This is a genomic window from Nocardioides sp. TF02-7 (genome assembly GCF_022437945.1).
GTDB lineage: Bacteria > Actinomycetota > Actinomycetes > Propionibacteriales > Nocardioidaceae > Nocardioides.
In genome coordinates this window covers 3,019,704-3,042,305 of sequence record NZ_CP092535.1, presented here as the reverse complement: position 1 = coordinate 3,042,305, position 22,602 = coordinate 3,019,704, and the positions used below count along the sequence as shown (strand labels likewise).

The following is a 22,602-nucleotide window of genomic DNA, read 5'->3' as shown; positions in this document are numbered from 1 at the left end:
GTCGGCACGACGACAGGTCGCAACGCGCGGCCGGGCAAGAGGTGGACCACCATGCGGCAACCCAGGCTGAGCATCGGCCTCCCCGTCTACAACGGCGGCGACTACCTGGCCCAGTCGCTCGACGCGCTCCTCGGCCAGACGTTCGAGGACTTCGAGATCGTCGTCTCGAGCAACGCGTCGACCGACGACACCGACGACACCGTCCGCCGCTACGCCGCCGAGGACCGCCGGATCCGGCTGGTCCGGCAGGCGGAGAACATCGGAGCGGCCCGCAACCACGACGTGGTGTTCCGCCACGCGCGGGGCGAGCTGTTCAAGTGGGCGTCGGCCGACGACCTCTACGCGCGGGACCTGCTGGAGCGGTGCGTGGCCGTCCTCGACGAGGAGCCGGACGTGGTGCTGGCGCACTCGTGGACCGCGGCGATCGACGACCGCGGCGAGCTCATCCAGGCGATGGAGTACCCGCTCGCGACGGACTCCCCCGGAGGTCGCCGTCCGGCTGCACAGCATGCTGTTCGGCGGTGACGACGTGCCCGGCGCCATCCGTGCCGACGACTTCTACGGCGTCATCCGCAGCGACGTGCTCCGCACGGTGAAGCCGCACGGGAGCCACCACCACGCCGATCAGACCTTCATGGCCGATCTCGCCCTCCGCGGGCGGTTCCGCCAGGTCCCGGACTGGCTGTACTTCCGGCGGCACCACGGCGGCCGCGCCTTCGTCGCGAACCCGACGGTGCACGCGTGGACGGCCAACCTCGACCCGAGCCGCGCGAACCGCTGGCGCAACCCGAAGCCGCGGCTGTACGCCGAGTTCGTCTGGGCGCACGCCGACAACATCCGGCGCGCGCCGCTGACGGCGGCCGAGCGGCGCGCGTGCTTCCGGGTGCTCGGGTCGTGGATCGCCGACCGGGCGCGCCGCCGGCTTCCCGGTCGCCCGGGTCCCGCCGCCGGCGGGCGCGTGACCATCTCGCCCCCTCGCGCCGCGGGTCCACGCCGTCGTGGCCGGGCAGTAGGCGCCGTGACGCCGACGCGTGTCGACGAGGGCCGACGACCGCCCGCGGGGCAGCGCGCGCCCGCCCGCCGGCTCCGGATCGGGATCCACGGCCGGCTCGGCTCCGGCAACCTCGGCAACGACGGGACGCTGGAGGCGCTGCTCGGCCACCTGCGCACGACGTACGGCGACGCCGACGTCGACCTGCTCTGCTCGGGGCCCGAGGTCGTCACCGCGCGCTACGGACTGCCCGCCCGGCAGATGCACCGGCTGCACGCGGAGCCGGACCGCGCGGGGCGGCGCGCGCCCCTCCCGGTGCGTGCGGCCCGGGTGGCGTGGGCGGCGGTCGCGGACGCGTGGACCACCGCCCGCTGGGTCCGCGGTCACGACGTCGTCGTCGTCCCCGGGATGGGGTCGCTGGAGACGACGCTCCCGGTCAAGCCGTGGCAGCTGCCCGCTGCCCTCTTCTGCCTGAGCCTGGCGGGGCGCGCCGCCGGGGTGCCGGTGGCGCACGTCTCGGTCGGCGCCAGCCGGATGGGGCGCGGCCCGACCCGCTGGCTGCTCGTGCGGGCGTCGCGGCTCGCGGCCTACCGCTCGTTCCGGGACCACTACTCGCGTGCCGAGATGGCCCGGATGGGCGTGCCCGTCGACGACGACGAGGTCTACCCCGACCTGGCCTTCGCCCTGCCACCGGTGCCCGCGACCGGGGCGCCCGCTGGATCGGTCGGGGTCGGCGTCATCGACCTCGCCTCGGGCGACCCCTCCGGTCAGGTCGCGACGGCGTACGAGCAACTGGTCGTCGACCTCGTGCGGTGGCTGGTCGGCCACGGCCGTCCGGTGCGGCTGCTGGTCGGCGACCGGGACGACGAGCCGGTCGCGCGCAGGGGTGGTCGAACGCGTCCGGGCGGCCGAACCCGGCCTCCCGCCGGCGGCGCTCGTCTTCGAGCCGGCCGCGACCCTCGGGGAGCTCGGCCGCCAGGTCGAAGCCGTCGAGACCGTCGTCGCGAGCCGGTTCCACAACGTCCTGTGCGCCGTGAAGGCCGGGAAGCCGACGCTCTCGCTGGGGTACGCCGAGAAGCACCGCGCGCTCATGGCCTCCGTCGGCACCCCCGACTACGCCCTCGACCCGCGCGGGGCGAGCCTCGGCGAGGTCGTCGCGATGCTCGACCGGCTCGACGCCGACCGGGCCCGGGTGGCCGCCACGCTCCGGGAGAGCGCGACCCGGCTGGCCGGCGAGCTCGACCGCCAGTTCGCCGCCCTCGACGCGTTCCTCGCAGCCGCGCCCCGCGCCGTGCGCGGCGCGCGGACGGGCCGGTGACTCGCATGGCCGTGATCCGCGCGCCCCGGTCGATCCTGAGCAGGCTCAGCTGGGGCGTCCTCGACCAGGGCGTCTCCAGCCTGCAGAACTTCGTGCTCGGCATCGTCGTCGCCCGGTCCCTCGGCGTGGTCTCGCTCGGTGCGCTCGGCCTCGCGTTCGTCGCGTACGCGGTCGTGCTCAGCGCCCACCGCGGGCTGTCGACCGACCCGCTGGTCGTGCGGTTCAGCGGCCACGGCGACCGGAGGTGGGCGCGGGGAGCCGTGTCCGCGACGGGGACGGCGGTCGTCGTCGGGACGGTGGCCGGCCTCCTCTGCGCAGCCGTCGGCCTCGTCTCGTGGTCGGTGCTGGACCACCCCGAGGTCGGCGCCGCGATGGTCGCCCTGGGCGTCACGCTGCCCGGTCTGACGCTGCAGGACAGCTGGCGCTACGCGTTCTTCGCCTCCGGCCAGGGCGCCAAGGCGTTCACCAACGACGTGGTGTGGAGCGTCCTGATGGTCGCGGCCCTCCTCGCCCTCGAGATCGTGGGCGTGGCCGGGGTCGGCTGGTGCATGCTCGCGTTCGGCGGCACCGCCTACGTCGCCGCGGTCGTCGGATCGGTCCAGGCCGGGACGGTGCCCGATCCGCGGCAGCTCCGGTCCTGGCTCGCCGACCACGGCGACCTCGGCGTCCGGTTCCTCGCGGAGAACATCGCGCTCGGTGTGGGCGGGCAGGTCCGGCCCACCGTGGTGGCGGCGGCCGACGGCGTACGGGCCGCCGGCGGGGTCCGCGGCGCCGAGATGCTGATGGGCCCGGTGGTGACGATGCTGATGGGCGTCGCGCAGGTCGCGGTGCCCGAGACCGTCCGAGGCTTGGACCGCGGACGCGTCGCGTTCCACCGGCTGTGCGTGGCGCTCAGCGTGGCGCTGGCGGCCGCCGCCGGGTCCTGGGCCGTCGTGGTGCTGGTCGTCTTCCCCCACGGCACCGGGGAGCTTCTGCTCGGGAGCGCGTGGGACGACGCGCACGCCCTGTTCCCGGCGGTGGCCGTCAGCGCGACCGCCGGCTGCCTCCACGTCGGCCCCTCCGCGGGGCTGCGGGCCCTGGGCCGCGCCGACCGCACCCTGAGGTGCCAGCTCGTCTCGACCGCGCTCCTCCTCGCGCTCGCGGTCCTCGGCGCGGTGCTGGCCGGCGCGCACGGAGCGGTCTGGGGCATGGCCGCCGCGTCGGTGCTGGCCGCCGCGGTCTGGTGGTCGGCCCTGCTGCGGGCGGAGGCGGGTCGCTTCGGCACGGCCGTCACCGGCGACCGGTCTCCCGCCACTCACCGAGCGGCCGAGCGCAGCCTCGTCGGCCCGGCGCCGGTGGGCGGCGACCACCGAGGCGGCACCGATGCCTGACCCGTCCAGCCTGTCCAGCCCGTCCAGCCCGTCGGCCGTCCCGAGCGCTGCCCGCGACCGGGGACCCGCGGTGCGGCAGGTCGTGGTCGCGTCGCTGATGCGGGAGACCGGTGGGACCGGCGTGCAGAGCCACGTCTCCACGCTGCTCGCGCAGCTGCAGCCCGAACCGCCCGCCGACCCGCACTCCCACTCCGCGGTCACCCTGGTCACCCCGTTCTCGAGCAGGTCCCCGCTGCTGGGGCCGGTCTTCGCCGGCCGCTTCCTCGTGCGGCCGGTGACCCGGGCCGGTGCGGTGTGGTGGTACCGCCACTGGCACGCCGAGTTCCTAGCCGCCCCGCTGCGCTCGGCACTGCAGGCCCGGCCGGGTGCCGTCGTCTACGCCCAGTGCCCGGTGTCGGCGGCGGTCGCGCTGCGGGTCCGGCGACCGGGGCAGCCGGTCGTCCTGGCCGCGCACTTCAACGTCTCCCAGGCCGACGAGTGGGCCGACAAGGGCGAGATCCGCCGGGGAGGCCGCTGCTTCCGGGCCATCCGGGCGCTCGAGGACGAGGTCGTCCCGCGTCTCGACGGCATCGTGTACGTGTCGGACTTCGCCCGGCGCACGGTCGAGCAGCGGATCCCCGCCGCCCGGCAGGTCGACGCCGTCGTCGTGCCCAACCCGGTCGTCGTACCTCCGGAGCCGCCCGGCCGCCGGGCCACCCGCCGGGGCGACCTGGTCACGGTGGGCTCGCTGGAGCCCCGCAAGAACCAGGGCTACCTGCTCGACGTCCTGCACCAGCTGGCCCGCCGCGGCACCCGGCCGAGCCTCACCGTCGTCGGCGAGGGTCCCGACCGGGCCGCCCTGGTGCGCCGGGCCCGGGACCTCGAGTTGTCCGACCAGGTCCGGTTCCTCGGGCACACGGACGACGTCCCGCGGGTCCTCGCCGAGCACCGGGTCTACTGCCACGCGGCGCGGATGGAGAGCTTCGGCATCGCGGTGGCGGAGGCGATGGCAGCCGGACTGCCGGTGGTCGCCGCGCCGGTCGGTGGCCTCGCCGAGCTCGTCGAGCCCGGTCGTACCGGGGAGCTCTGGCCGCTCGACGACCCGGCGGCCGCGGCCGACGTGCTCGAGCGGGTCCTCGCCCGCGCGCAGGTCGCCGGCCCGGAGGGGCGCGATGGGCGACGCCGGCTGGGAGGCCGCCCGCGCCAGGTTCGCCGCACCCGCCGTGTGCGCCCGGATCCACGAGTTTCTCCTAGATCGCCCGAGCACGTTCGAGTCGGCCGGTGCGGACCGGCCAGGAGGGCAGTAGCCGTGCGCCACCCCACGAGTCACCCCCACGAGTCCCCGCGCCGCACCGTCGGCGCGATGCTGGTCACCGGCCTGACGGTCGCCGTCCTCGGCGCGACCGCCTGCCTGGCGCCGGACGGCGGCGTGGTCGACCAGGCCGACGGCGTGTCCGCCGAGCCGGCGACCGCGCCGGTGGACGTGCCCAACCGCGGCGTGCGCCCCGACCGGAGGTGCGGCACCGCCGAGCTCAGGGGCCCGCGCCGGCCACCGAGCGGCGCCCGCCGGGTCCGTCCGACCCAGGACGTCGCGCGCCTGGCCCAGACGGCACCCCCGGGCACCACGTTCTGGCTCGCCCCCGGCGTGCACCGGTTCGACGGCGGCGAGTTCAGCCAGATCATCCCCAAGCGGAACCAGACGTTCATCGGGGCGCCCGGCGCGGTCATCGACGGTCAGCGGCACCACCGGTACGCCTTCGGCGGACAGGCGCCGGACGTGACGATCGCCTACCTGACGATCCGCCGCTTCGGTGCCCGGCGCGGCAACCACAACGAGGGCGTCGTCAACCACGACGCGGCCCCCGGGTGGGCGGTCCGCAACAGCACGATCGTCGCCAACGCCGGCGCCGGCGTCATGCTGGGCTCGCGCAACCGGCTCCTCGGCAACTGCCTGAAGAACAACGGGCAGTACGGGTTCAGCGCCTACCACCCCGACGGGGTGCGCCGGGTGACGGTGCGGCGCAACGAGATCGTGGGCAACAACACCGACGACTGGGAGAACCGGTACCCGGGGTGCGGCTGCACGGGCGGCGGGAAGTTCTGGGCGACCTCGGAGGGCCGGGTGGTCCGCAACTGGGTCCACCACAACCGCGGCGTCGGCCTGTGGGCCGACACCAACAACACCGGCTTCCTGTTCGAGGCCAACGTGATCGACCGCAACGACGCCAAGGGGATCATCTACGAGACGAGCTACAACGCGCGGTTCGTGGCCAACACCTTCTCCCGCAACGGGTGGGTCGACGGCCCCGACGACCCCGGCTTCCCGACGCCGGCGCTCTACATCTCCGAGTCGGGCGGGGACAGCCGCGTGCGCGGCTCCTACCGCGGCGAGCTGTCGGTCCTCCGCAACAGGTTCGTCAACAACTGGTCGGCCGTCGTCGGCTGGGGAGAACGCCGACCGGTTCGCCGGCTCGCCGGCCAACACGAGCACGGAGAGCTCGACCCTCGTGAACCCGTCGGTCGCCACCGTCGAGGCCTGCAGCGACCCCGACCTCATCGGCCGCGCGCCCTACATCGACGACTGCCGGTGGAAGACCCAGCACCTACGGGTCAGGGGGAACCTGTTCCGGCACGACCCGTCCGTGATCGGCCGTGCCTGCACGGTCTCCAGCGGCTGCGGCTTCGTCGGGCTGTTCTCCAACTGGGGCACGTACCCGCCGTGGTCGCCGTACCAGGGCCAGACCGTGGAGCGCGCGATCACCTTCGACCAGGACAACCGCTGGTCGAGGAACCGCTACGTCGGCCGGTGGTCGTTCATGGTGCTCGAGCAGGGCAACCGCGTCGGGTGGGCCCAGTGGCGGTCCTCCCCCTACCGGCAGGACGCCGGGTCGGTGCGGTCCCGCTGATCCTCCCGCCGGTCGCCGACCGCCGCGGTGCCGGCCACGACGACCACGCCCAGCAGCGCGCCGCCCACGATGTCGCTCAGCCAGTGCGTCGCCTGCAGCATGAGCGCCACCGCCATCACCACCACGACGACGCCGGTGCCGAGCCATGTCCACCAGCGGGGGCGCGCCAGGGTCAGGCAGCCGAGCACGACCAGCAGGACCGCGACGTGCCCGGACGGGTAGCTCCCGCCGGTGTCCATGCCGTGCGTGTCGGGGCGGTCGAGGACCTGCTTGGTGACCCAGGTCGTCACGGCGGTCACCAGGACCGCGGCGCCCAGCACGACGAGGGGCCGCACCGTCCTCGACCGCAGCGACGTCCACCCGACCAGGAGCGCCGCCCCGGCGACCACGTGGAGCGGCTTGAGCCCGTCGATGACCTCGCCCGCGCGGTGCTGCGGGGGTGCTCCACATGTCGTCGGGGCGGAAGAGCTCCTTCGCGGCGTCATCGGCGCCCTGGACGGCGTCGGTCGCCACCAGGACCGTGAGCCCGAGCAGGAGCAGCGACGCGACCACCACCACCTGCAGCAGGCGTGCCCGGCGCCGCGGCGCAGCGGGCGCGGGCCGCCGGCCGCTCACCCGACGGTCGCGTCGACCATCCGGAGCCGGTCGTCGATGCGGCCGGCCGAGCGCAGCTCCTCGATCCGGCGCAGCCGGACGAACCTGGGACCCTCGAAGTCGGCCCGCGCCAGGCCGTGGCGGTTCATGTCCGTCGCGAGCTCCTGGATGCCGCGGGACACCGTCCACCAGGGCCGGAAACCGGGCAGCAGGGGTGGAGATCTTGGTGAAGTCGACCTTGTAGTCGCGCTTGTCGGCGGAGGCGCCCTCCGCGAACGTCACCGGCGCCGAGAAGAACTCGGAGACGGCGAGCGCGATGTCCCTGACCTGCACGACGTCGGCGTCGCGGCCCACGTTGAAGGCCTGGTCGTGGACGACGTCGCGCGGAGCCTCCAGGACCGCCAGGAAGGCGCGGGCGATGTCCTCCACGTGCACCAGCGGGCGCCAGGGCGTGCCGTCGCTCTGGAGGCGCACCTCGCCCGCGGTGAACGCGGTGCCGCTGAGGTTGTTGACGACGATGTCGGCCCGGAGCCGGGGCGAGGACCCGTAGGCGGTCGCGTTGCGCAGGTAGGACGGGCTGAACGTGTCGTCGGCGAGCGCGGAGATCCCCCGCTCCGCGATGACCTTGCTCTCGCCGTAGGGCGTGACCGGGTTGAAGGCACCCTCCTCGTCGACGGGCGCCTCGCCCGCCGCCCCGTAGAGCGAGCAGGAGGAGGAGAACAGGAACCGGCCGACGCCGGCCGCCTTCGCCGTCCGGGCCATGTGCACGGCGCCGTCGGCGTTCACCGAGTACGTCGCCGCCGGGTTGAGGTGGCCGACCGGGTCGTTCGAGATGGCGGCGAGGTGGACGACGGCGTCGAAGCCCGCGAGGTCGGCCGGCGTGACGTCGCGGATGTCCCCCGTCCGCGACTCGTGGTCGGGCGTGTACGTGCCGAAGTCGCAGCCGTCGTACCAGCCGGCGTCGAGGCCGACGACGTCGTGGCCGGCCTCCTGGAAGAAGGGGGACGAGCACGGCGCCGATGTAGCCGCGGTCGCCGTTGACGAGGACCCGCACTTCTCCACCTCCACGGTAGGGATCGAGGCGGGCGGTCGCCCGGCCAGGGCCGAACCTCGCACGCACCCCTCGGTGCCTGCGGCCGGTCGCCCGGTGCATCCCCAGTTTCCGGTACGCCGTCCCCGTGCGGCCGTCGCCGCCCTCCGGTGGGCCGCTACCCACTTCTGGTGACCGTGCTCCGAATCCTCCTGCCGGCGCCGACCGGCCCGCGGAGGGTGGTGGACCGAGGCCCGGCGTCGTCGGCGCCGCGAAAGGGGATCCAGCGTGACTGCACCGAACTGCCGCCTGTGCTCGGCGGAGCTGACCGAGACGTTCGTCGACCTGGGGATGTCGCCGCCGTGCGAGAGCTACCTCACCGCCGAGCAGCTCGACCGGGGCGAGACGTTCTACCCGCTCCACGTGCGGGTCTGCTCGGAGTGCCTGCTCGTCCAGCTGCCCGCCTACATCCCGGCCGAGGAGATCTTCAGCGACTACGCGTACTTCTCGTCGTACTCGGACTCCTGGGTGCGGCACGCGGAGCGGTTCGTCGAGCACGCGATCGACCGCCTCGGCCTCGGCGACGACTCGTTCGTGGTCGAGGTCGCCAGCAACGACGGCTACCTGCTGCAGCACAGCGTCGCCCGCGGGATCCGGTCGCTGGGCATCGAGCCGGCCGCCAACATCGCCGAGGTCGCCGTCGCGAACGGGGTGCCGACCGAGGTGATGTTCCTCGGCGAGGAGACCGGACGCAAGGTGGCCGACATCCACGGCAGGGCCGACCTGGTGGCCGCCAACAACGTCTTCGCCCACGTGCCCGACATCGTCGACTTCAGCAAGGGGCTGCGCGAGCTGGTCGCGGACGACGGCCACGTGAGCATCGAGATCCCGCACCTGCTCCGCCTCATCGACGGCAACGAGTACGACACGATCTACCACGAGCACTACTCGTACCTGTCGCTCCTGACCACCCAACGCGTCCTCGCGACCGCCGGTCTCCAGCGTCGTCGACGTCGAGGAGCTGCCGACCCACGGCGGGTCGCTGCGCACGTGGTCCACGCCGACGGCGAACGCCGGGGCTCCGAGCGCGGCCGTGGCCAAGGTGCTCGAGGACGAGCGGTCGGCGGGACTGCACGACCTGGAGGGGCACGCGGGCTTCGCAGAGCAGGTCGGCCGGGTCCGCGACGACTTCGTCGGGTTCCTCCTCGACTGCCGCCGCGCCGGCAAGAAGGTCGCGTCGTACGGCGCGCCCGGCAAGGGCAACACGCTCCTGAACCACTGCGGCGTGCGGTCCGACCTGATCTCCTTCGCGGTCGACAGGAGCCCGCACAAGCAGGGCCTGTTCCTGCCGGGGACCCACATCCCGATCAGCCCGGTCGAGCGGCTGGCCGAGGAGAAGCCGGACGTGATCGTGATCATGCCCTGGAACCTGCGCGCCGAGATCACGGCGCAGCTCGAGTACGTGCGCGAGTGGGGCGCACAGCTGGTCGTGGCGCTGCCGCGGCTGGAGATCTTCTAGACCCTCAGTGGACGGACGAGGACGGAGTACGCGATGAAGGTGGTCCTGTTCTGCGGAGGACTGGGAATGCGCATGCGCGCCGACAACCAGTCGCTCCCCAAGCCGATGATGCCGATCGGCAGTCGGCCGGTCCTGTGGCACGTGATGCGCTACTACGCGCACTTCGGCCACACGGAGTTCATCCTGTGCCTCGGGTACGGCGCGCAAGCGGTCAAGGACTACTTCCTGGACTACCGCGAGACCGCGTCCAACGACTTCGTGATCACGAAGGGCGGCCGGCACGTCGAGATGCTCAGCACCGACATCAGCGAGTGGTCCATCAGCTTCATCGACACGGGCATGGACACCGCGATCGGTGAGCGGCTCCGTCGCGTGCGCCCCTACCTCGAGGGTGACGAGATGTTCCTCGCCAACTACGGCGACGTCCTGACCGACGCTCCGATGAACGACCTGATCGACGAGTTCGCCGACACCGACAACGTCGCCCAGTTCCTCGCGGTGAAGCCGCAGGACTCCTTCCACGTCGTCGACTTCGACGACGCCGGCCAGGTCTCGGGCCTCACGCCGGTGGCGGACATGTCCATGTGCATCAACGGCGGCTACTTCGCGCTCCGGCAGGGGATCTTCGACTACCTCAACGAGGGCGACGACCTGGTGATGAACGGGTGCGTCCGTGCGGCCCGCGACGGCAAGGTGCGCGCGGTGAGGTACGCCGGCTTCTGGGCGCCCATGGACACGCTGAAGGAGCGGACGGTCCTCGAGGACAGCTACAAGCGCGGCGTCAGCCCGTGGACGCTGTGGCGGGATGGCTCCAGCGGCCACCGGCGCATCGAGCCGGTCGCCGACGGGGTGCCGGCGTACGCATGAGCGCTCCCGTCGTCCGCACCTCGCCGCCGTGCCAGGAAGGAACCCGACCGTGAGAGGCCTGACCATCCCCTCCGGGCCCCTGGAGGTCCTCTGCCTCGGGGCCCACCCCGACGACATCGAGATCGGGTGCGGCGCGACGTTGCTCGGGCTCGCGGAGCGTCCGTCGACGCGCTTCACGGCGCTGGTGCTGACCGGCGGCGGCGAGCGCGAGCTCGAGTCGCGGGCCGCGCTCGAGCAGTTCGCGCCCGGGATCGAGACGCACTTCGCCCACCTGCCCGACGGCAGGCTCCCCGCGCACTGGCAGGGCGCCAAGGACGCGCTGGAGAGCCTGGCCCGGGCGTGCCGGCCCGGCCTGGTGCTGGCACCGCGCACCGACGACGCGCACCAGGACCACCGCCTGGTCGGCACCCTCGCCGGCACGGTCTGGCGCGACGCGCTGATCCTCCACTACGAGATCCCGAAGTGGGACGGCGACCTCGCCTCCCCCAGGTCTACGCGCGCGCCTCCGACGAGCGGGCGCGCCGCAAGGTCGAGCTGCTCAACAAGTACTTCCCCAGCCAGCTGGACCGCGACTGGTGGGACGACGAGATGTTCCTCGGCCTGATGCGGATCCGGGGCATGGAGTCGCGCAACCGCTACGCCGAGGCGTTCTACTGCACCAAGATGTCGGTCGACCTCCCGGAGGCGGCGACGTGATCGAGGTCGACGCCGCGCCCGCGCCGGTCACCTTCGGTCGGTCGGTGGTCGCCCAGGACCGGCTGCACGACCTCGTGCCCGGCGGGGCGCACACCTACGCACGCGGCTCCGACCAGTACCCGGAGGGGATGGCGCCGGTGCTCGTGCGCGGGCGCGGCGCCCGGGTGGTCGACGTCGACGGCAACGAGCTCGTCGAGTACGGCATGGGGCTGCGCTCGGTCACGCTCGGGCACGGGTACGAGCCGGTCGTGCGGGCCGTCTCGGCGGCGATCGCCGACGGTGTCAGCTTCTCGCGGCCCACGGTGCTGGAGCTGGAGGCGGCGGAGGCGCTCGTCGAGCAGGTGCCGGGCGCCGAGATGGTGAAGTTCGCGAAGAACGGGTCGGACGCGACGACCGCAGCGGTGCGGCTCGCGCGCGCCGCGACCGGCCGGCGACACGTCGCGGTGTGCCGCAGCCAGCCGTTCTTCTCCACCGACGACTGGTTCATCGGCACCACGCCGATGTCGGCCGGCACCCTCGACGAGGAGCGGCGGCTCACGCTGGGCTTCGACTACAACGACCTCGGCTCCCTCGAGCGGCTCCTCGCCGACCACCCCGGTGACGTCGCCTGCGTGTTCCTCGAGGCGGCGACCGCGCTGTGCGAGCCGGCACCCGGGTTCCTCGAGGGCCTGCGGGCCCTGGCCGACCGCGACGGGTTCGTCCTGGTGTTCGACGAGATGATCACCGGCATGCGGTGGTCGGCCGCGGGCGCCCAGGGCACCTACGGCGTCCTCCCGGACCTCTCGACCTGGGGGAAGGCCCTCGGCAACGGCTTCCCGATCTCGGCGCTCGCCGGCCGTCGCGACCTGCTCGAGCTCGGCGGCTTGCGCACCGACGCCGACCGCGTCTTCCTGCTGTCGACGACCCACGGCGCGGAGACCGGCGGCCTGGCGGCGTACCTCGCCGTCGCGCGGGTCTACCGCGAGCAGGACGTCGTCGGCGTCATGGAGCGGCAGGGCGCGCGACTGCGGGAGGCCGTGGCCGCCGAGGTCGCCGCGGCCGGGCTGTCCGCGCACGTCGAGGTGCTCGGGCGCCCGTCGTGCCTGGTCTTCACGACCCGGGACCACCACGGCCGGCCCTCCCAGGAGTACCGGACGCTGTTCCTCCAGGAGCTGCTCCGCCACGGGGTGCTCGGGCAGTCGTTCGTGATCTCCGCGGCCCACACCGACGCCGACCTCGATCGCACGGTCGAGGCGGTGCGCCGGGCGCTCCCGGTCTACGCACGGGCGGTCGAGCAGGGATCCACGCAGGGGCTGCTCCACGGCCGCCCGGTGGCGCCGGCGCTGCGGGCCCGGGCCCACCCGCGTCGGCTCCGGACGCCCGTCGCGGACGGGGAGCACGGGTGACCGGGCGGGGCCAGCACCCGTCCGCGCGGGCCCGGATGCGCGGCCTGATGACGCGGGCGTACCCGATCTGCCGCAGCATCACCGGCGACGGCGTACGACGCACCCTCGACCTGGTCGAGGAGGCCTTGCCGCCGGGAGCGGCCCTCGAGCGCACCGCCGTCCCGTCCGGGACGGACGTGTTCGACTGGACCGTCGGCGAGGAGTGGAACGTCCGCGGCGCCTGGATCGACGGCCCGGACGGCGAGCGGGTCGTCGACCTCGCCGACCACACCCTGCACCTGGTGAGCTACAGCACCCCGGTGCGCGCCCGCCTCTCGCTGGAGGAGCTGCTCCCCCACCTGCACAGCCTGCCGGAGCACCCCGCGTGGATCCCGTACCGGACGACGTACTACCACCGCGACTGGGGGTTCTGCCTCCCGCACCGCGTGCTCGAGCAGCTCCGGCCCGGGCACTACGACGTCACCGTCGACACCACGCTGGCGCCCGGGGAGCTGGTCTACGGCGAGGTGCTGCTGCGCGGCGAGTCCGCCGACGAGGTGCTCGTCAGCTGCCACCTCTGCCACCCCTCGATGGCCAACGACAACCTCACCGGTCTCGCCGTGGCGACCGAGCTGGTCCGGCACCTGGCGGCGCTGCCGCGGAGACGGCTCTCGTACCGGTTCCTGTTCGCCCCCGGCACCATCGGCTCGCTGGCCTGGCTCAGCCGCAACCCCGGGGTGGTCCCCCGGATCCGGCACGGGCTCGTCATCACCGGCCTCGGCGGCGGGGGCCCGCTCGTCTACAAGCAGACCCGGCACGGCGACCGGCCGGTCGACGACGCCGCCGCCCACGTCGTGGGCCACCGCGGCGGCGAGGTGCGGGCGTACACGCCCTACGGCTACGACGAGCGGCAGTTCAACGCCGTCGGGTTCGACCTCCCGGTGGGCCGGCTCACCCGCACGCCCCACGGCGAGTACGCCGAGTACCACACCTCGGCGGACGACCTCGACTTCGTGACCGACGACGAGCTCGAGGAGTCGCTGACCGCGCTGACCGAGATCCTCGACGTCCTGGAGCGCGACGAGGTCGTGACCAACCTCAGCCCCTACGGCGAGCCCCAGCTCGGCAAGCGCGGCCTCTACCCGACGATGGGCGGGAAGACCGCGTCCGACGCCGTGATGGCGATGCTGTGGACGCTGGCCTACGCCGACGGCACGGCGAGCCTGCTGGAGATCGCCGACCGGGCCGGCCTGCCGTTCGCCGCGATCCGGTCCGCTGCCGACGCGCTGCTCGGCGCGGGGCTGCTCGCCGCGGACGACGACTGCTCGCCCGCCCTCACCTCCGCCGGCTGACGACGCTGAAGCGGTCGACCTTGAACCGGGCGGCGCGGCCGCCGGTCGACACGATCTCGAACCCGAAGCCGATCTGGCCGAGCGTGACGTCGCGGTCGAGGCGACCGGTCGAGATCAGCCAGCCGAGCATCCGGCGGATCCGGATCGTGCCCTGGTCGAGCCTGCGCTTCGGCACGAAGGCGATGTAGCCGTTGTCGGAGGTGGCCCAGACCGTCCACCGGTACTTGCCGAGCTTGACCGAACGCCGGACCACCGACCCGGCGGGGACCTGCTTGCGGTTGTGCGTCCAGATCATGACCTCGTGGTCGCCGGGAACGCCGTCGAGCCAGATGTCGTAGGCGGCGTTGTAGATCCCGACCTTGGGCGTGCGCGCCTGCCACCGGCTGTAGATCGTGCGGAACCGGGTCACCCGCGGCTCGTGACCGGTGCTCCAAGTGGTAGTCGCGGTGCACGTTCGGATAGCTCTTGACCGCACCGTCGCCCCTCCGGTTGTCGGCGGTCGCCGTCACGTACCAGTTCGACGGCGAGCAGGCCACGAGGCGCTGCCGGATGTCGTAGCCGGACGCGTTCCACATGTTGTTGTGGACGATCAGCCGGCCCGGGATCCACATCCCGTTGGGGTCGGTGGTCGTGTACCGCGGGTCCCGGCACGGCGCGGCCGACGCCGGGGGCGCGGCGAGGAGCGCGGTCAGCGGGCTCGCGACGGCGAGGACGAGCAGGACGACGAGTGACTTCTTCACGGGCTCTCCCCGGTCAGGCGCGTGGTCGCCGCGATTATGTGCACGCGGTTCTCCGGATGGGAAGTCGACGGCGGCGGTCCTGACCAGTTCTGGGTATCCGGTGCCGCTTCTCCACCCGCGGACGGCCCCGGCGGCGGAAACCTGCTCCCCATGACCACCCCGTCGCTGACCTCGCCCGTCGGCAACGACGCGCTCGCGGTGCGCCGCAGGCCGCGGGCCGCGCGGGCGAGCCGCGCTCCGCGGCGCCGGCTGACCCTCCGGTGGCTGCGCCCGTTGGCACCCCTCGTCGCCGTCGGCCTCGGGCTGGTGGTGCTGCAGGCGTGGACCGGCGGGGTCGACCCGGGGGCGGCCGCGCTGGTCGCCGGCTCCTGGCTCCTCCTCCACCTCGCCTGCTGCTCCGGGTGCCGTCCGACAGCGGTCGTCGACGCGAGCCGCGGCGTCCGGGCCGCCCTCCGGGCGGGCGCGCTGTTCGGGCTCGGGTGCTGGGTCCTGGACGCCGTCGTCGGCCTCGGGGCGCCGCCCCGCGCCCTGCTCGCCCTCACCGCCACCCTGGCGGCGAACTCGGCGCTCGGTGCGGTCGCGACCGCGGCAGTACGCCGGCGGCCGGTCCGCCTGGTCGTCGCGGGCGCCGGGCCCGCCGTGTCCGCCGCGATCGGCGAGCTCGAGCGCGCCGGCGGCGCACCCACGACCGTGGTCGGCACCCACCTGCTGGACGAGCACCCGCTGGCCGCCCTCCCCGCCACGGCAGCGCTGCACGACGCCGACGGCGTGCTCGTGCTGCCCGGGCCGGGGGCAGGCCCCCGCGACCTGCAGCGGCTCGGGTGGCAGCTCGCACCGACGCGGGTCGACCTCTACGTCGACACCGCGCTGCGCGGTGTCGCGCCCTCCCGCACGGCCCTCACCCGCGCCGGGCGGATGCGGATGGTGCGGGTGGGCAGCGTGCCGTCCCGGAGCGCCGCGCGGGTGGCCAAGGACGCCGCGGACCGGCTGGTGGCCGCCCTCGCGCTCCTGGCCCTGCTGCCGCTGCTGGCCGCCCTGATGCTCGCCGTCCGCCGGGACTCCCCCGGGCCGGCGCTCTACCGCCAGGTGCGGATCGGCAGGGACGGGCGCCCGTTCACGATGCTCAAGCTGCGCACGATGCGGACCGCCGCCGAAGAGGAGGTCGACGACCTCGCCGAGCGCAACGAGGGAGCCGGGCTCCTGTTCAAGATCCGCGCCGACCCGCGCGTCACCCGGCTCGGCGGCGTCCTCCGCCGCTACTCGCTGGACGAGCTGCCCCAGCTGGTCAACATCGTCCGCGGCGAGATGTCCCTCGTCGGCCCGCGGCCGGCGCTGCCGCAGGAGGTCGCGCAGTACGACGCCGACGCGCTGCGCCGGCTCGCCGTCAAGCCCGGCCTCACCGGGCTGTGGCAGGTCTCCGGGCGCTCCGACCTCGACTGGGACGAGTCCGTGCAGCTCGACCTGGCCTACGTCGACAACTGGTCGCCGGCGCTGGACCTCCGGATCGTGCTGCGCACGTTCGGGGCGGTGCTGTCGCACCGGGGCGCGTACTGACCGGGTGCCCCCGCAGCGGGACCGACGAAGCCGGTCAGGCGCCGAAGCGGCGCTCGCGCAGCGCGTAGGCCCGGATCGCCCGCAGGAAGTCGACCCGGCGGAAGTCGGGCCAGTAGGCCTCGCAGAAGTAGAACTCCGACTTCGCGCTCTGCCACAGCAGGAAGCCGCCGAGCCGCTGCTCGCCCGAGGTCCGGATCACCAGGTCGGGGTCGGGCTGGCCCTTGGTGTAGAGGTGCTCCTCGATGTGCTCGAGGTCGACGATGTGGGCCAGGTCCTCCAACGACGTGCCCTTGCCGGCGTGCTCCATCAGCAGCGACCGCACGGCGTCGGTGATCTCCCGCCGGCCGCCGTACGCCACGGCGACGTTGACGATCATCCCGTCGACGTCGGCCGTCGCCTCCGCCGCCGACTTGAGCCGCTTCGCGGTCGCGTCGGGCAGCAGGTCGAGCGCCCCCACCGGGTTGAGCCGCCACCGCCCCTGGTCGGCCAGGCTGTCGACCGCCTCGGCGATGATCTCGAGCAGCGGCTCGAGCTCGGCGGGCGGCCGGTTAAGGTTGTCGGTCGACAGCAGCCACAGCGTGACCACCTCGATGCCGATCTCCTCGCACCAGGTCAGCAGCGGCTCGATGTTGGCCGCGCCGGCCCGGTGGCCGTGCGCGGTGTCGCGGCCGACCGCCTTGGCCCACCGCCGGTTGCCGTCGAGCATGACCCCGACGTGCTTGGGCAGGTTGTCGGGCATGCGGCGCAGGACCCGGGCCTCGTACGCCGGGTAGAGGACCCGCCGCACGCCGCGCTTCCAGTCGACCACCCGCCAAGCCTAGCCGCGCGACCCGCTCCCCGAGACGCTTCCGGGGTGCTGGGCCGGGCTGACACCATGGGCCCCGCGCGACGACGCACCGACCGCAGAGAGAGGTACCACCGATGACCGCCGCAGCCTGGCACCCCGACCCCACCGGCCGACACGAGCTCCGCTTCTGGGACGGCACCCAGTGGACCGAGCACGTCTCCGACGGCGGGGTGCAGTCGGTCGCGCCGCTCGCGCCCCCGGAGGAGCCCGGCGCCCACGCCGGCACGCACGCGGCCGAGGCGCACGACGACCGCCCCGCAGCCGAGCAGCCGGCCGACCACGGCGACGCGTGGGTGGGCGAGACCCGGGTGGTCGGCGACCAGCCGGCGCAGGACGCGGAGCAGCCGGCGTTCGAGCAGGCACCCCCGGCCGCCGCGCCCGTGGCGCAGCCGGTGGGCGCGCCGTACGGCGGGGGCGGACCGTACGTCGGGGGCGGCGGAGCGCCCGCCGGCCCCGGCGGCATCTCCGGCGACCTCATCGACGGCCGGTTCTCGGAGAAGGAGACCGGCCCCGGCCCGTCGCTGCAGAACAACAAGCTGCTGCGGGTGCGGATGACCGGGCCGTTCATGGCCCGCCAAGGCGCGATGGTCGCCTACCAGGGCCAGGTGTCCTTCGCCTACCAGGGCTCGGGCGGCGCCGCGAAGTTCTTCAAGAAGGCGCTCACGGGCGAGGGGCTGCCGCTCATGCGGGTCGAGGGGCAGGGCGACGTGTTCCTCGCCGAGGGCGCGCGGCACGTCCACGTGCTCCACCTCAACGGCAGCGGCATCTCGGTCAACGGCGCCAACGTGCTCGCGTTCTCCGACGGTCTCGACTGGAACATCGAGCGGGTCAAGGGCGGCAGCATCGCCGCGGGCGGCCTGTTCAACACCACCCTCCGCGGCACCGGCTGGGTGGCGATCACGACCGACGGCGAGCCGGTCGTGCTCGACGCGGCGGAGGCCCCGACCTTCGCCGACATGCAGGCGATCGTGGCCTGGTCGATCGACCTGCAGACCTCGATCACCTCCTCGTTCACCGCGGGCGCGCTCATCGGCCGCGGCTCGGGCGAGGCGTTCCAGGTGGCGTTCGGCGGTCACGGGTTCGTGATCGTGCAGCCCTCGGAGGGCGCCGTCGTCCCGCCCCACAACCACTGACGCCGGCCCCGGCCCGGCGCGGCGACCGGTCGCCGTACCGTGGCCGGGATCACCGTCCCGAGCGCGGCCGGGGCGCTGGGGACGCCGGATAGCCTTGGCGGCATGTCCCAGGCCTTCAACAACGCGAACTCCCGGGTCCGCGCGGGCCTGGACCACCTCGGCGACCAGATCAGCGAGACCATCGCGGACGTCAAGCCCCGGCTCCGCGGGTGGCTGCACCTCGCGTCGACGCCGGTGATCCTGGCCGCGGGGATCGTCCTCGTCGCGATGTCGCCGACCGCCACGACCCGCATCGGGTCGGCGCTCTACGCCGGCACCGCGGCGCTGCTGTTCGGCGTCTCGGCGATCTACCACCGGGGCACGTGGTCACCGCGGGTGTGGACGATCCTCAACCGGTTCGACCACTCCAACATCTTCCTGATGATCGCGGGCTCCTACACGCCGTTCAGCCTGATCCTGCTCGACGGCCTCGACCGGGTGCTGCTCCCTGACGGTGGTGTGGACCGGCGCCCTCCTCGGCGTCGCGTTCAAGCTGTTCTGGCCCTCCGCGCCGCGCTGGCTGTCCGCGCCGATCTACATCGCGCTCGGCTGGGCGGCGATCTTCTTCATCCCGCACTTCTTCGACGGCGCCCTCGCCCTCGGCGTCGGCATCGGCGTCGCGGTGTTCGTGCTGATCGTCGTCGGCGGCGCCCTCTACACCGTCGGCGGCGTCGTCTACGGCCTCCAGCGCCCCGACCCGTGGCCGCGGTACTTCGGCTTCCACGAGGTGTTCCACGCCTTCACGATCCTCGCGTTCGTCGCCCACTACGTCGGCGTCTCGCTGGCGACGTACTCCCTCCGCTAGTCGCGGGCGGTCGACTCGGGCACGTTGTGGAGCAGCGGGTAGTAGTCCTCGTGACGCCGCATCCACGCCTTGATGAAGGGGCACACCGGCAGCACCTTGCGCCCGCCCGCGGCCCGCACGTCGTCGAGGGCGAACCGCGCCAGGGCCGAGCCGACGCCCTGCCCCTCGAACGCCGGGTCGACCTCGGTGTGGGTGAACACCACGAGCTCGTCGGTGAGCACGTACTCGGCGTACCCGGCCGGGGCGCCGCCGACCCGGGCGACGTAGCGCCGGGCGGCCGGGTCGTGGGAGAGGTCGATCGGGGGTCACGGGCTGGTCCTTGCCGGTCGGGTGCGGGTGAGGAGGGTCAGGACCTCCAGGTGGGAGGTCTGCGGGAACATGTCGAGCACCCGGGCCCGCGCGGGCCGGTAGGACGGCATCGCGGCGAGGTCGCGCGCCAGGGTGGCCGGGTTGCAGCTCGAGTACAGCACGTGCGGGACCTCGGAGCGCTCCAGCCAGCCGGCCAGGTCGGCGCCGAGGCCGCGCCGCGGCGGGTTGACCACGACCAGGTCGGGCGGCGGCCCGACGTCGTACGACGTGGCGTCGCCCACCACGAACCGCACCTGCTCCGGCGACAGGCCGAGGTCGTCGCGCCCGCGCGCGGCCGCCTCGACGGCCGCGGCGCTGATCTCCACCCCGGTGACCCGGCGCCCCGGCGCGGCGAGGTGGAGGGCGAAGCCGCCGACGCCGCAGTAGAGGTCCACCACGGTCCGCGGCGCCAGCTCGTCGGCCCACGCGCGGGCTTGGCGGTAGAGCGCGGCGGCGACCGCGGTGTTGGTCTGGAAGAAGCTGCGCGGACCCAGGTGGAGCGTGACGCCGTCGAGCCGCATCGGCAGCGTCTGCTCCTCGGTCAGCACCAGCTCGCGGTCGCCCTCGAGCACCGCCCGGTGCTCCGGCTGCACGTTGACCGTGACCACCCGCACCTGCGGCAGCGCGGCCCGCAGCCACGGGAGGTGCTTCTCGACCCGGGCGAGGGCCGCGGTCGACCGCAGCACCCAGCGCACCATCAGCTCGCCGTCGGGCGACTCGGTCACGAGCAGGTGCTTGAGCTCGCCCCCGCCGGCCGACCGGGAGCGGCGACCCGACGTCGTAGGGCTGCAGGCCCGCGCGCGCCACGCACCCGGCCAGCACCGGCAGCGCCGCGACGATCCCCGGCGTGTGGAGCGCGCAGTCGCGCAGGTCGACCCCGCCGTCCGGCCCGAGGATGCCGAGCGTCGGCTCCTCGGTCGCCCCGCCGACCACCATCTTCGCCTTGTTGCGGAACCCCTCCGGGCGGCTCGCCACCGGCGGCAGCCAGGTGAGGCCCGGCCGGTCGACGACGGCCCGCACGGCCTCCTGCTTCGCCGCGAGCTGCGCGTCGTACGCCCTGCCCAACCAGGCGCACGACCGGCAGACCCCCGCCTCCCAGTACCGGCAGTCGAGCACCTGCACGCCCTGTCGCGCGGGCCCGCCGTCGTGCCCGGGCGCGGTGTGGTGCGCGGGCGCAGCCTGTTGCGCGGGCGCAGCCTGTTGCGCGGGCGCAGCCTGTTGCGCGGGCGCAGTGTGGTGCGCGGGCGCGGTGTGGTGCGGAGCGGTCATGACCGCGCCAGCGTACGTCGCCGACCCGGCGCATCTCCGCACCCGTAAAGCGCCGACCCGTCCCATCCCTGCACCCGCAAGGCGCCGACCCGGCGCATCCCCACACCCCTAAGGCGCCGACCCGGCGCATCTCCGCAGCTGTAAGGCGCCGACCCGTCCCATCCCCGCACCCCGCAAGGCGCCGACCCGGCGCATCTCCGCAGCTGTAAGGCGCCGACCCGGCGCATTCCTTCACGTCAGGAGTGCGGAGACGCGCCGGGTCGGCGGGATCTCGGTGCGGAGACGCGCCGGGTCGACGCGTTCTCGGTGCGGAGACGAGCCGGGTCGCCGCAGCTCGCGATGCCTCTAGGCTGCGGCCGTGGCAGCAGGACTCGAGAAGGTGCAGGCCGAGCCGGTGCTGGCCACCGTGCGGCGGCTGCAGGAGCGGATCGCCGCGCGCTTCCCCGGCCGCGGCCTGCTCGGGGTGGCCGACGAGCTCGAGTCGCTGGTGGCCGCGGTCGCGTCGTCGACGGCCTCGGTGCGCGACCGGCGATCGTGGCTGCGGCCCGTGTCGAGGCTCGGGATCGTCGCGGTCGTGCTGGTGACCGGCGCGGTCCTGGTGATGGTGGCCCGTTCCGCGGCGACCGACGGACCCGACGACGGCCTCCAGTGGTTGCCGCTGCTCGAGAGCGCAGTCAACGACCTGGTCTTCGCGGCGATCGCGATCTGGTTCCTCGCCTCGGTGCCGGAGCGGCTGCAGCGTTCGCGACTGCTCGGCCTGCTCCACCGGCTCCGATCGCTCGCCCACATCGTCGACATGCACCAGCTCACCAAGGACCCCGAACGCCTCCGACCGTCGTTCCAGCCGACGTCGGCCAGCGTGGCCATGGATCTCGACCGACGCGAGCTCGAGCACTACCTCGACTACTGCTCCGAGCTGCTCAGCCTGATCGGCAAGGCCGCCGCGCTGTGTGCCGAGGAGTCGCGGGACGGCCTCGTGCTCGAAACCGTGAGCACGGTCGAGAACCTCACCGTGTCGCTGGAGCGGAAGGTGTGGCAGAAGATCTCGGTGCTCAACGCCGCCCGAGACGGCGGCCAGCCGCCGATCAGGCCGCAGTCCTAGCTCGACCCGGCCCGTCTCCCCGCACACCCGCCCGCGGGAACGCGCCGGGTCGGCCCCTGACAGCTGCCGGAACGCGCCGGGTCGGCGCGTTACAGCTGCCGAGACGAGCCGGGTGGGTCAGAGCTGGGCGGCAGCGACGCGGAGGTCGTCGACGAGGGCGGCGTACGCCGCGTCCCGGTCGTCGGTGCGGAGCACGGCGGAGGGGTGGGTCGTGGTGAGCACCCAGGCCGGCTGGTGGGCGAGCGGTCTGGTGTCGGGCCACTCGATCAGCCGGCCGCGGGTCTCGCCCACCTTGAACGAGGAGCCGTAGACCGCCTTGCCGGCGGTGCCGCCGAGCAGCACCACGCCGGTGGGGCGCACCAGCCGGAGCTCGGCGTCGAGCCACGGTCCGCACGCCTCGACGTGGGCCTTGTGCGGCGACTGGTGGATGCGCCGCTTGCCGCGCAGCCCCTTCCAGCGGAAGTGCTTGACCACGTTGGTGCGGAAGACGTCGTCGGGGTCGATCCCCGCGTCGCCGAGCGCCCGGTCGAGCAGCTTGCCCGCGGGGCCGACGAACGGCTCCCCCTCGACGTCCTCCCGGTCGCCCGGCTGCTCGCCGAGCAGCACCAGCGGCGCGTCGGGCCGGCCCTCCCCCATCACGCCCTGGGTCGCGTCCCGGTAGAGCTCGCAACCGCGGCACTCCTGCACGGCGGACCGGAGGTCCGCCAGGGTGGGGTCGCTCGGCACCCACTGCTGGGCGCCCGGTCGCTCCTCGGCCATGCCGGCGCGGTACCCACCCG

At 74.0% G+C, this 22,602-nt stretch carries 18 protein-coding genes and 3 pseudogenes; 14 read left to right on the top strand and 7 right to left on the bottom strand.

The features are described 5' to 3' along the window. The first annotated feature begins 51 nt into the window (after nt 1-51). From MF408_RS15650 to MF408_RS15640, 3 genes are read left to right on the top strand one after another with little or no spacing between them, the layout of a single operon-like run. The gene (locus tag MF408_RS15650) at nt 52-525 is read left to right on the top strand and encodes a glycosyltransferase family A protein (protein WP_240248472.1); all 474 of its coding nucleotides are present in this window, start codon (nt 52-54) and stop codon (nt 523-525) included. Further along, nucleotides 509-3,679: a polysaccharide pyruvyl transferase family protein gene (locus MF408_RS15645; RefSeq protein WP_240248471.1), complete on the top strand. Its 3,171-nt coding sequence runs from the start codon at nt 509-511 to the stop codon at nt 3,677-3,679. Before MF408_RS15650 ends, MF408_RS15645 begins: the two co-directional genes overlap by 17 nt. Next, nucleotides 3,672-7,088 carry a glycosyltransferase gene (locus tag MF408_RS15640; protein ID WP_240248470.1) on the top strand — a complete coding sequence of 1,139 codons (3,417 nt, stop codon included), beginning with the start codon at nt 3,672-3,674 and terminating at the stop codon, nt 7,086-7,088. The genes MF408_RS15645 and MF408_RS15640 overlap by 8 nt, the downstream gene beginning before the upstream one ends. Before the next feature lie 87 nt (nt 7,089-7,175). Here MF408_RS15640 and MF408_RS25625 read toward each other — a convergent pair whose 3' ends face one another. Both MF408_RS25625 and MF408_RS15635 read right to left on the bottom strand, forming a co-directional pair. Then, nucleotides 7,176-7,307: a hypothetical protein gene (locus MF408_RS25625; RefSeq protein WP_275693189.1), complete on the bottom strand. Its 132-nt coding sequence runs from the start codon at nt 7,305-7,307 to the stop codon at nt 7,176-7,178. Nucleotides 7,308-7,566: 259 nt separating this feature from the next. After that, nucleotides 7,567-8,220 (bottom strand): annotated as a pseudogene (locus MF408_RS15635) (SDR family oxidoreductase); the annotation flags it as partial. 319 nt (nt 8,221-8,539) lie between these two features. Between MF408_RS15635 and MF408_RS15630 the strand changes: the two are divergent. The 6 genes and pseudogenes from MF408_RS15630 to MF408_RS15605 all read left to right on the top strand — a co-directional run. Continuing rightward, a pseudogene (locus MF408_RS15630) lies at nt 8,540-9,130 on the top strand (methyltransferase domain-containing protein); the annotation flags it as partial. Between the two features lie 79 nt (nt 9,131-9,209). Further along, the gene (locus MF408_RS15625) at nt 9,210-9,707 is read left to right on the top strand and encodes a methyltransferase C-terminal domain-containing protein (RefSeq protein WP_345893954.1); all 498 of its coding nucleotides are present in this window, start codon (nt 9,210-9,212) and stop codon (nt 9,705-9,707) included. Nucleotides 9,708-9,740: 33 nt separating this feature from the next. Further along, nucleotides 9,741-10,574, top strand: coding sequence for a sugar phosphate nucleotidyltransferase (locus MF408_RS15620; RefSeq protein ID WP_240248469.1), 834 nt, complete (start codon nt 9,741-9,743; stop codon nt 10,572-10,574). A gap of 49 nt (nt 10,575-10,623) precedes the next feature. Beyond that, entirely contained in the window at nt 10,624-11,178 is a 555-nt protein-coding gene (locus tag MF408_RS15615) for a PIG-L deacetylase family protein (protein ID WP_240248468.1), read from the top strand. Nucleotides 11,179-11,266: 88 nt separating this feature from the next. Continuing rightward, entirely contained in the window at nt 11,267-12,655 is a 1,389-nt protein-coding gene (locus tag MF408_RS15610; RefSeq protein WP_240248467.1) for a glutamate-1-semialdehyde 2,1-aminomutase, read from the top strand. Next, a complete protein-coding gene (locus MF408_RS15605) occupies nt 12,652-13,986 on the top strand; it encodes a DUF4910 domain-containing protein (protein WP_240248466.1) in 1,335 nt (444 codons plus the stop codon). The genes MF408_RS15610 and MF408_RS15605 overlap by 4 nt, the downstream gene beginning before the upstream one ends. Here MF408_RS15605 and MF408_RS15600 read toward each other — a convergent pair. Next, complete coding sequence (locus MF408_RS15600) at nt 13,970-14,395, bottom strand: hypothetical protein (protein WP_240248465.1); 426 nt, start codon at nt 14,393-14,395, stop codon at nt 13,970-13,972. The genes MF408_RS15605 and MF408_RS15600 overlap by 17 nt on opposite strands. Before the next feature lie 481 nt (nt 14,396-14,876). Between MF408_RS15600 and MF408_RS15595 the strand changes: the two genes are divergently transcribed. Then, a complete protein-coding gene (locus tag MF408_RS15595) occupies nt 14,877-16,280 on the top strand; it encodes a sugar transferase (RefSeq protein WP_240248464.1) in 1,404 nt (467 codons plus the stop codon). Nucleotides 16,281-16,314: 34 nt separating this feature from the next. On the opposite strand, the gene MF408_RS15590 is transcribed toward MF408_RS15595, so the two are convergent. Then, nucleotides 16,315-17,088, bottom strand: a complete 774-nt coding sequence (locus MF408_RS15590; protein ID WP_240248463.1) for an isoprenyl transferase — start codon at nt 17,086-17,088, stop codon at nt 16,315-16,317. Nucleotides 17,089-17,201: 113 nt separating this feature from the next. Between MF408_RS15590 and MF408_RS15585 the strand changes: the two genes are divergently transcribed. The 3 genes and pseudogenes from MF408_RS15585 to MF408_RS25615 all read left to right on the top strand — a co-directional run bounded on the left by MF408_RS15585 (nt 17,202) and on the right by MF408_RS25615 (nt 19,104). Continuing rightward, nucleotides 17,202-18,260 (top strand): AIM24 family protein, encoded by a 1,059-nt coding sequence (locus tag MF408_RS15585; protein ID WP_240248462.1) that lies wholly within the window; start codon nt 17,202-17,204, stop codon nt 18,258-18,260. A gap of 102 nt (nt 18,261-18,362) precedes the next feature. Continuing rightward, a pseudogene (locus MF408_RS25620) lies at nt 18,363-18,662 on the top strand (hemolysin III family protein); the annotation flags it as partial. A gap of 94 nt (nt 18,663-18,756) precedes the next feature. Then, entirely contained in the window at nt 18,757-19,104 is a 348-nt protein-coding gene (locus MF408_RS25615; RefSeq protein ID WP_275693188.1) for a hemolysin III family protein, read from the top strand. Here the strand turns inward: MF408_RS25615 and MF408_RS15575 are convergent. After that, nucleotides 19,101-19,403, bottom strand: a complete 303-nt coding sequence (locus MF408_RS15575) for a GNAT family N-acetyltransferase (RefSeq protein WP_240251955.1) — start codon at nt 19,401-19,403, stop codon at nt 19,101-19,103. The genes MF408_RS25615 and MF408_RS15575 overlap by 4 nt on opposite strands. A gap of 6 nt (nt 19,404-19,409) precedes the next feature. Then, on the bottom strand, nt 19,410-20,177 hold the full coding sequence (locus MF408_RS15570; protein ID WP_240248461.1) for a methyltransferase domain-containing protein: 768 nt from the start codon (nt 20,175-20,177) through the stop codon (nt 19,410-19,412). A 902-nt stretch (nt 20,178-21,079) separates the two neighbouring features. On the opposite strand from MF408_RS15570, the gene MF408_RS15565 reads away from it, so the two are divergent. Beyond that, nucleotides 21,080-21,823: a hypothetical protein gene (locus tag MF408_RS15565; RefSeq protein ID WP_240248460.1), complete on the top strand. Its 744-nt coding sequence runs from the start codon at nt 21,080-21,082 to the stop codon at nt 21,821-21,823. A 117-nt stretch (nt 21,824-21,940) separates the two neighbouring features. Here MF408_RS15565 and MF408_RS15560 read toward each other — a convergent pair whose 3' ends face one another. Then, nucleotides 21,941-22,582 (bottom strand): UdgX family uracil-DNA binding protein, encoded by a 642-nt coding sequence (locus MF408_RS15560; RefSeq protein WP_240248459.1) that lies wholly within the window; start codon nt 22,580-22,582, stop codon nt 21,941-21,943. Between the last annotated feature and the right edge of the window lie 20 nt (nt 22,583-22,602).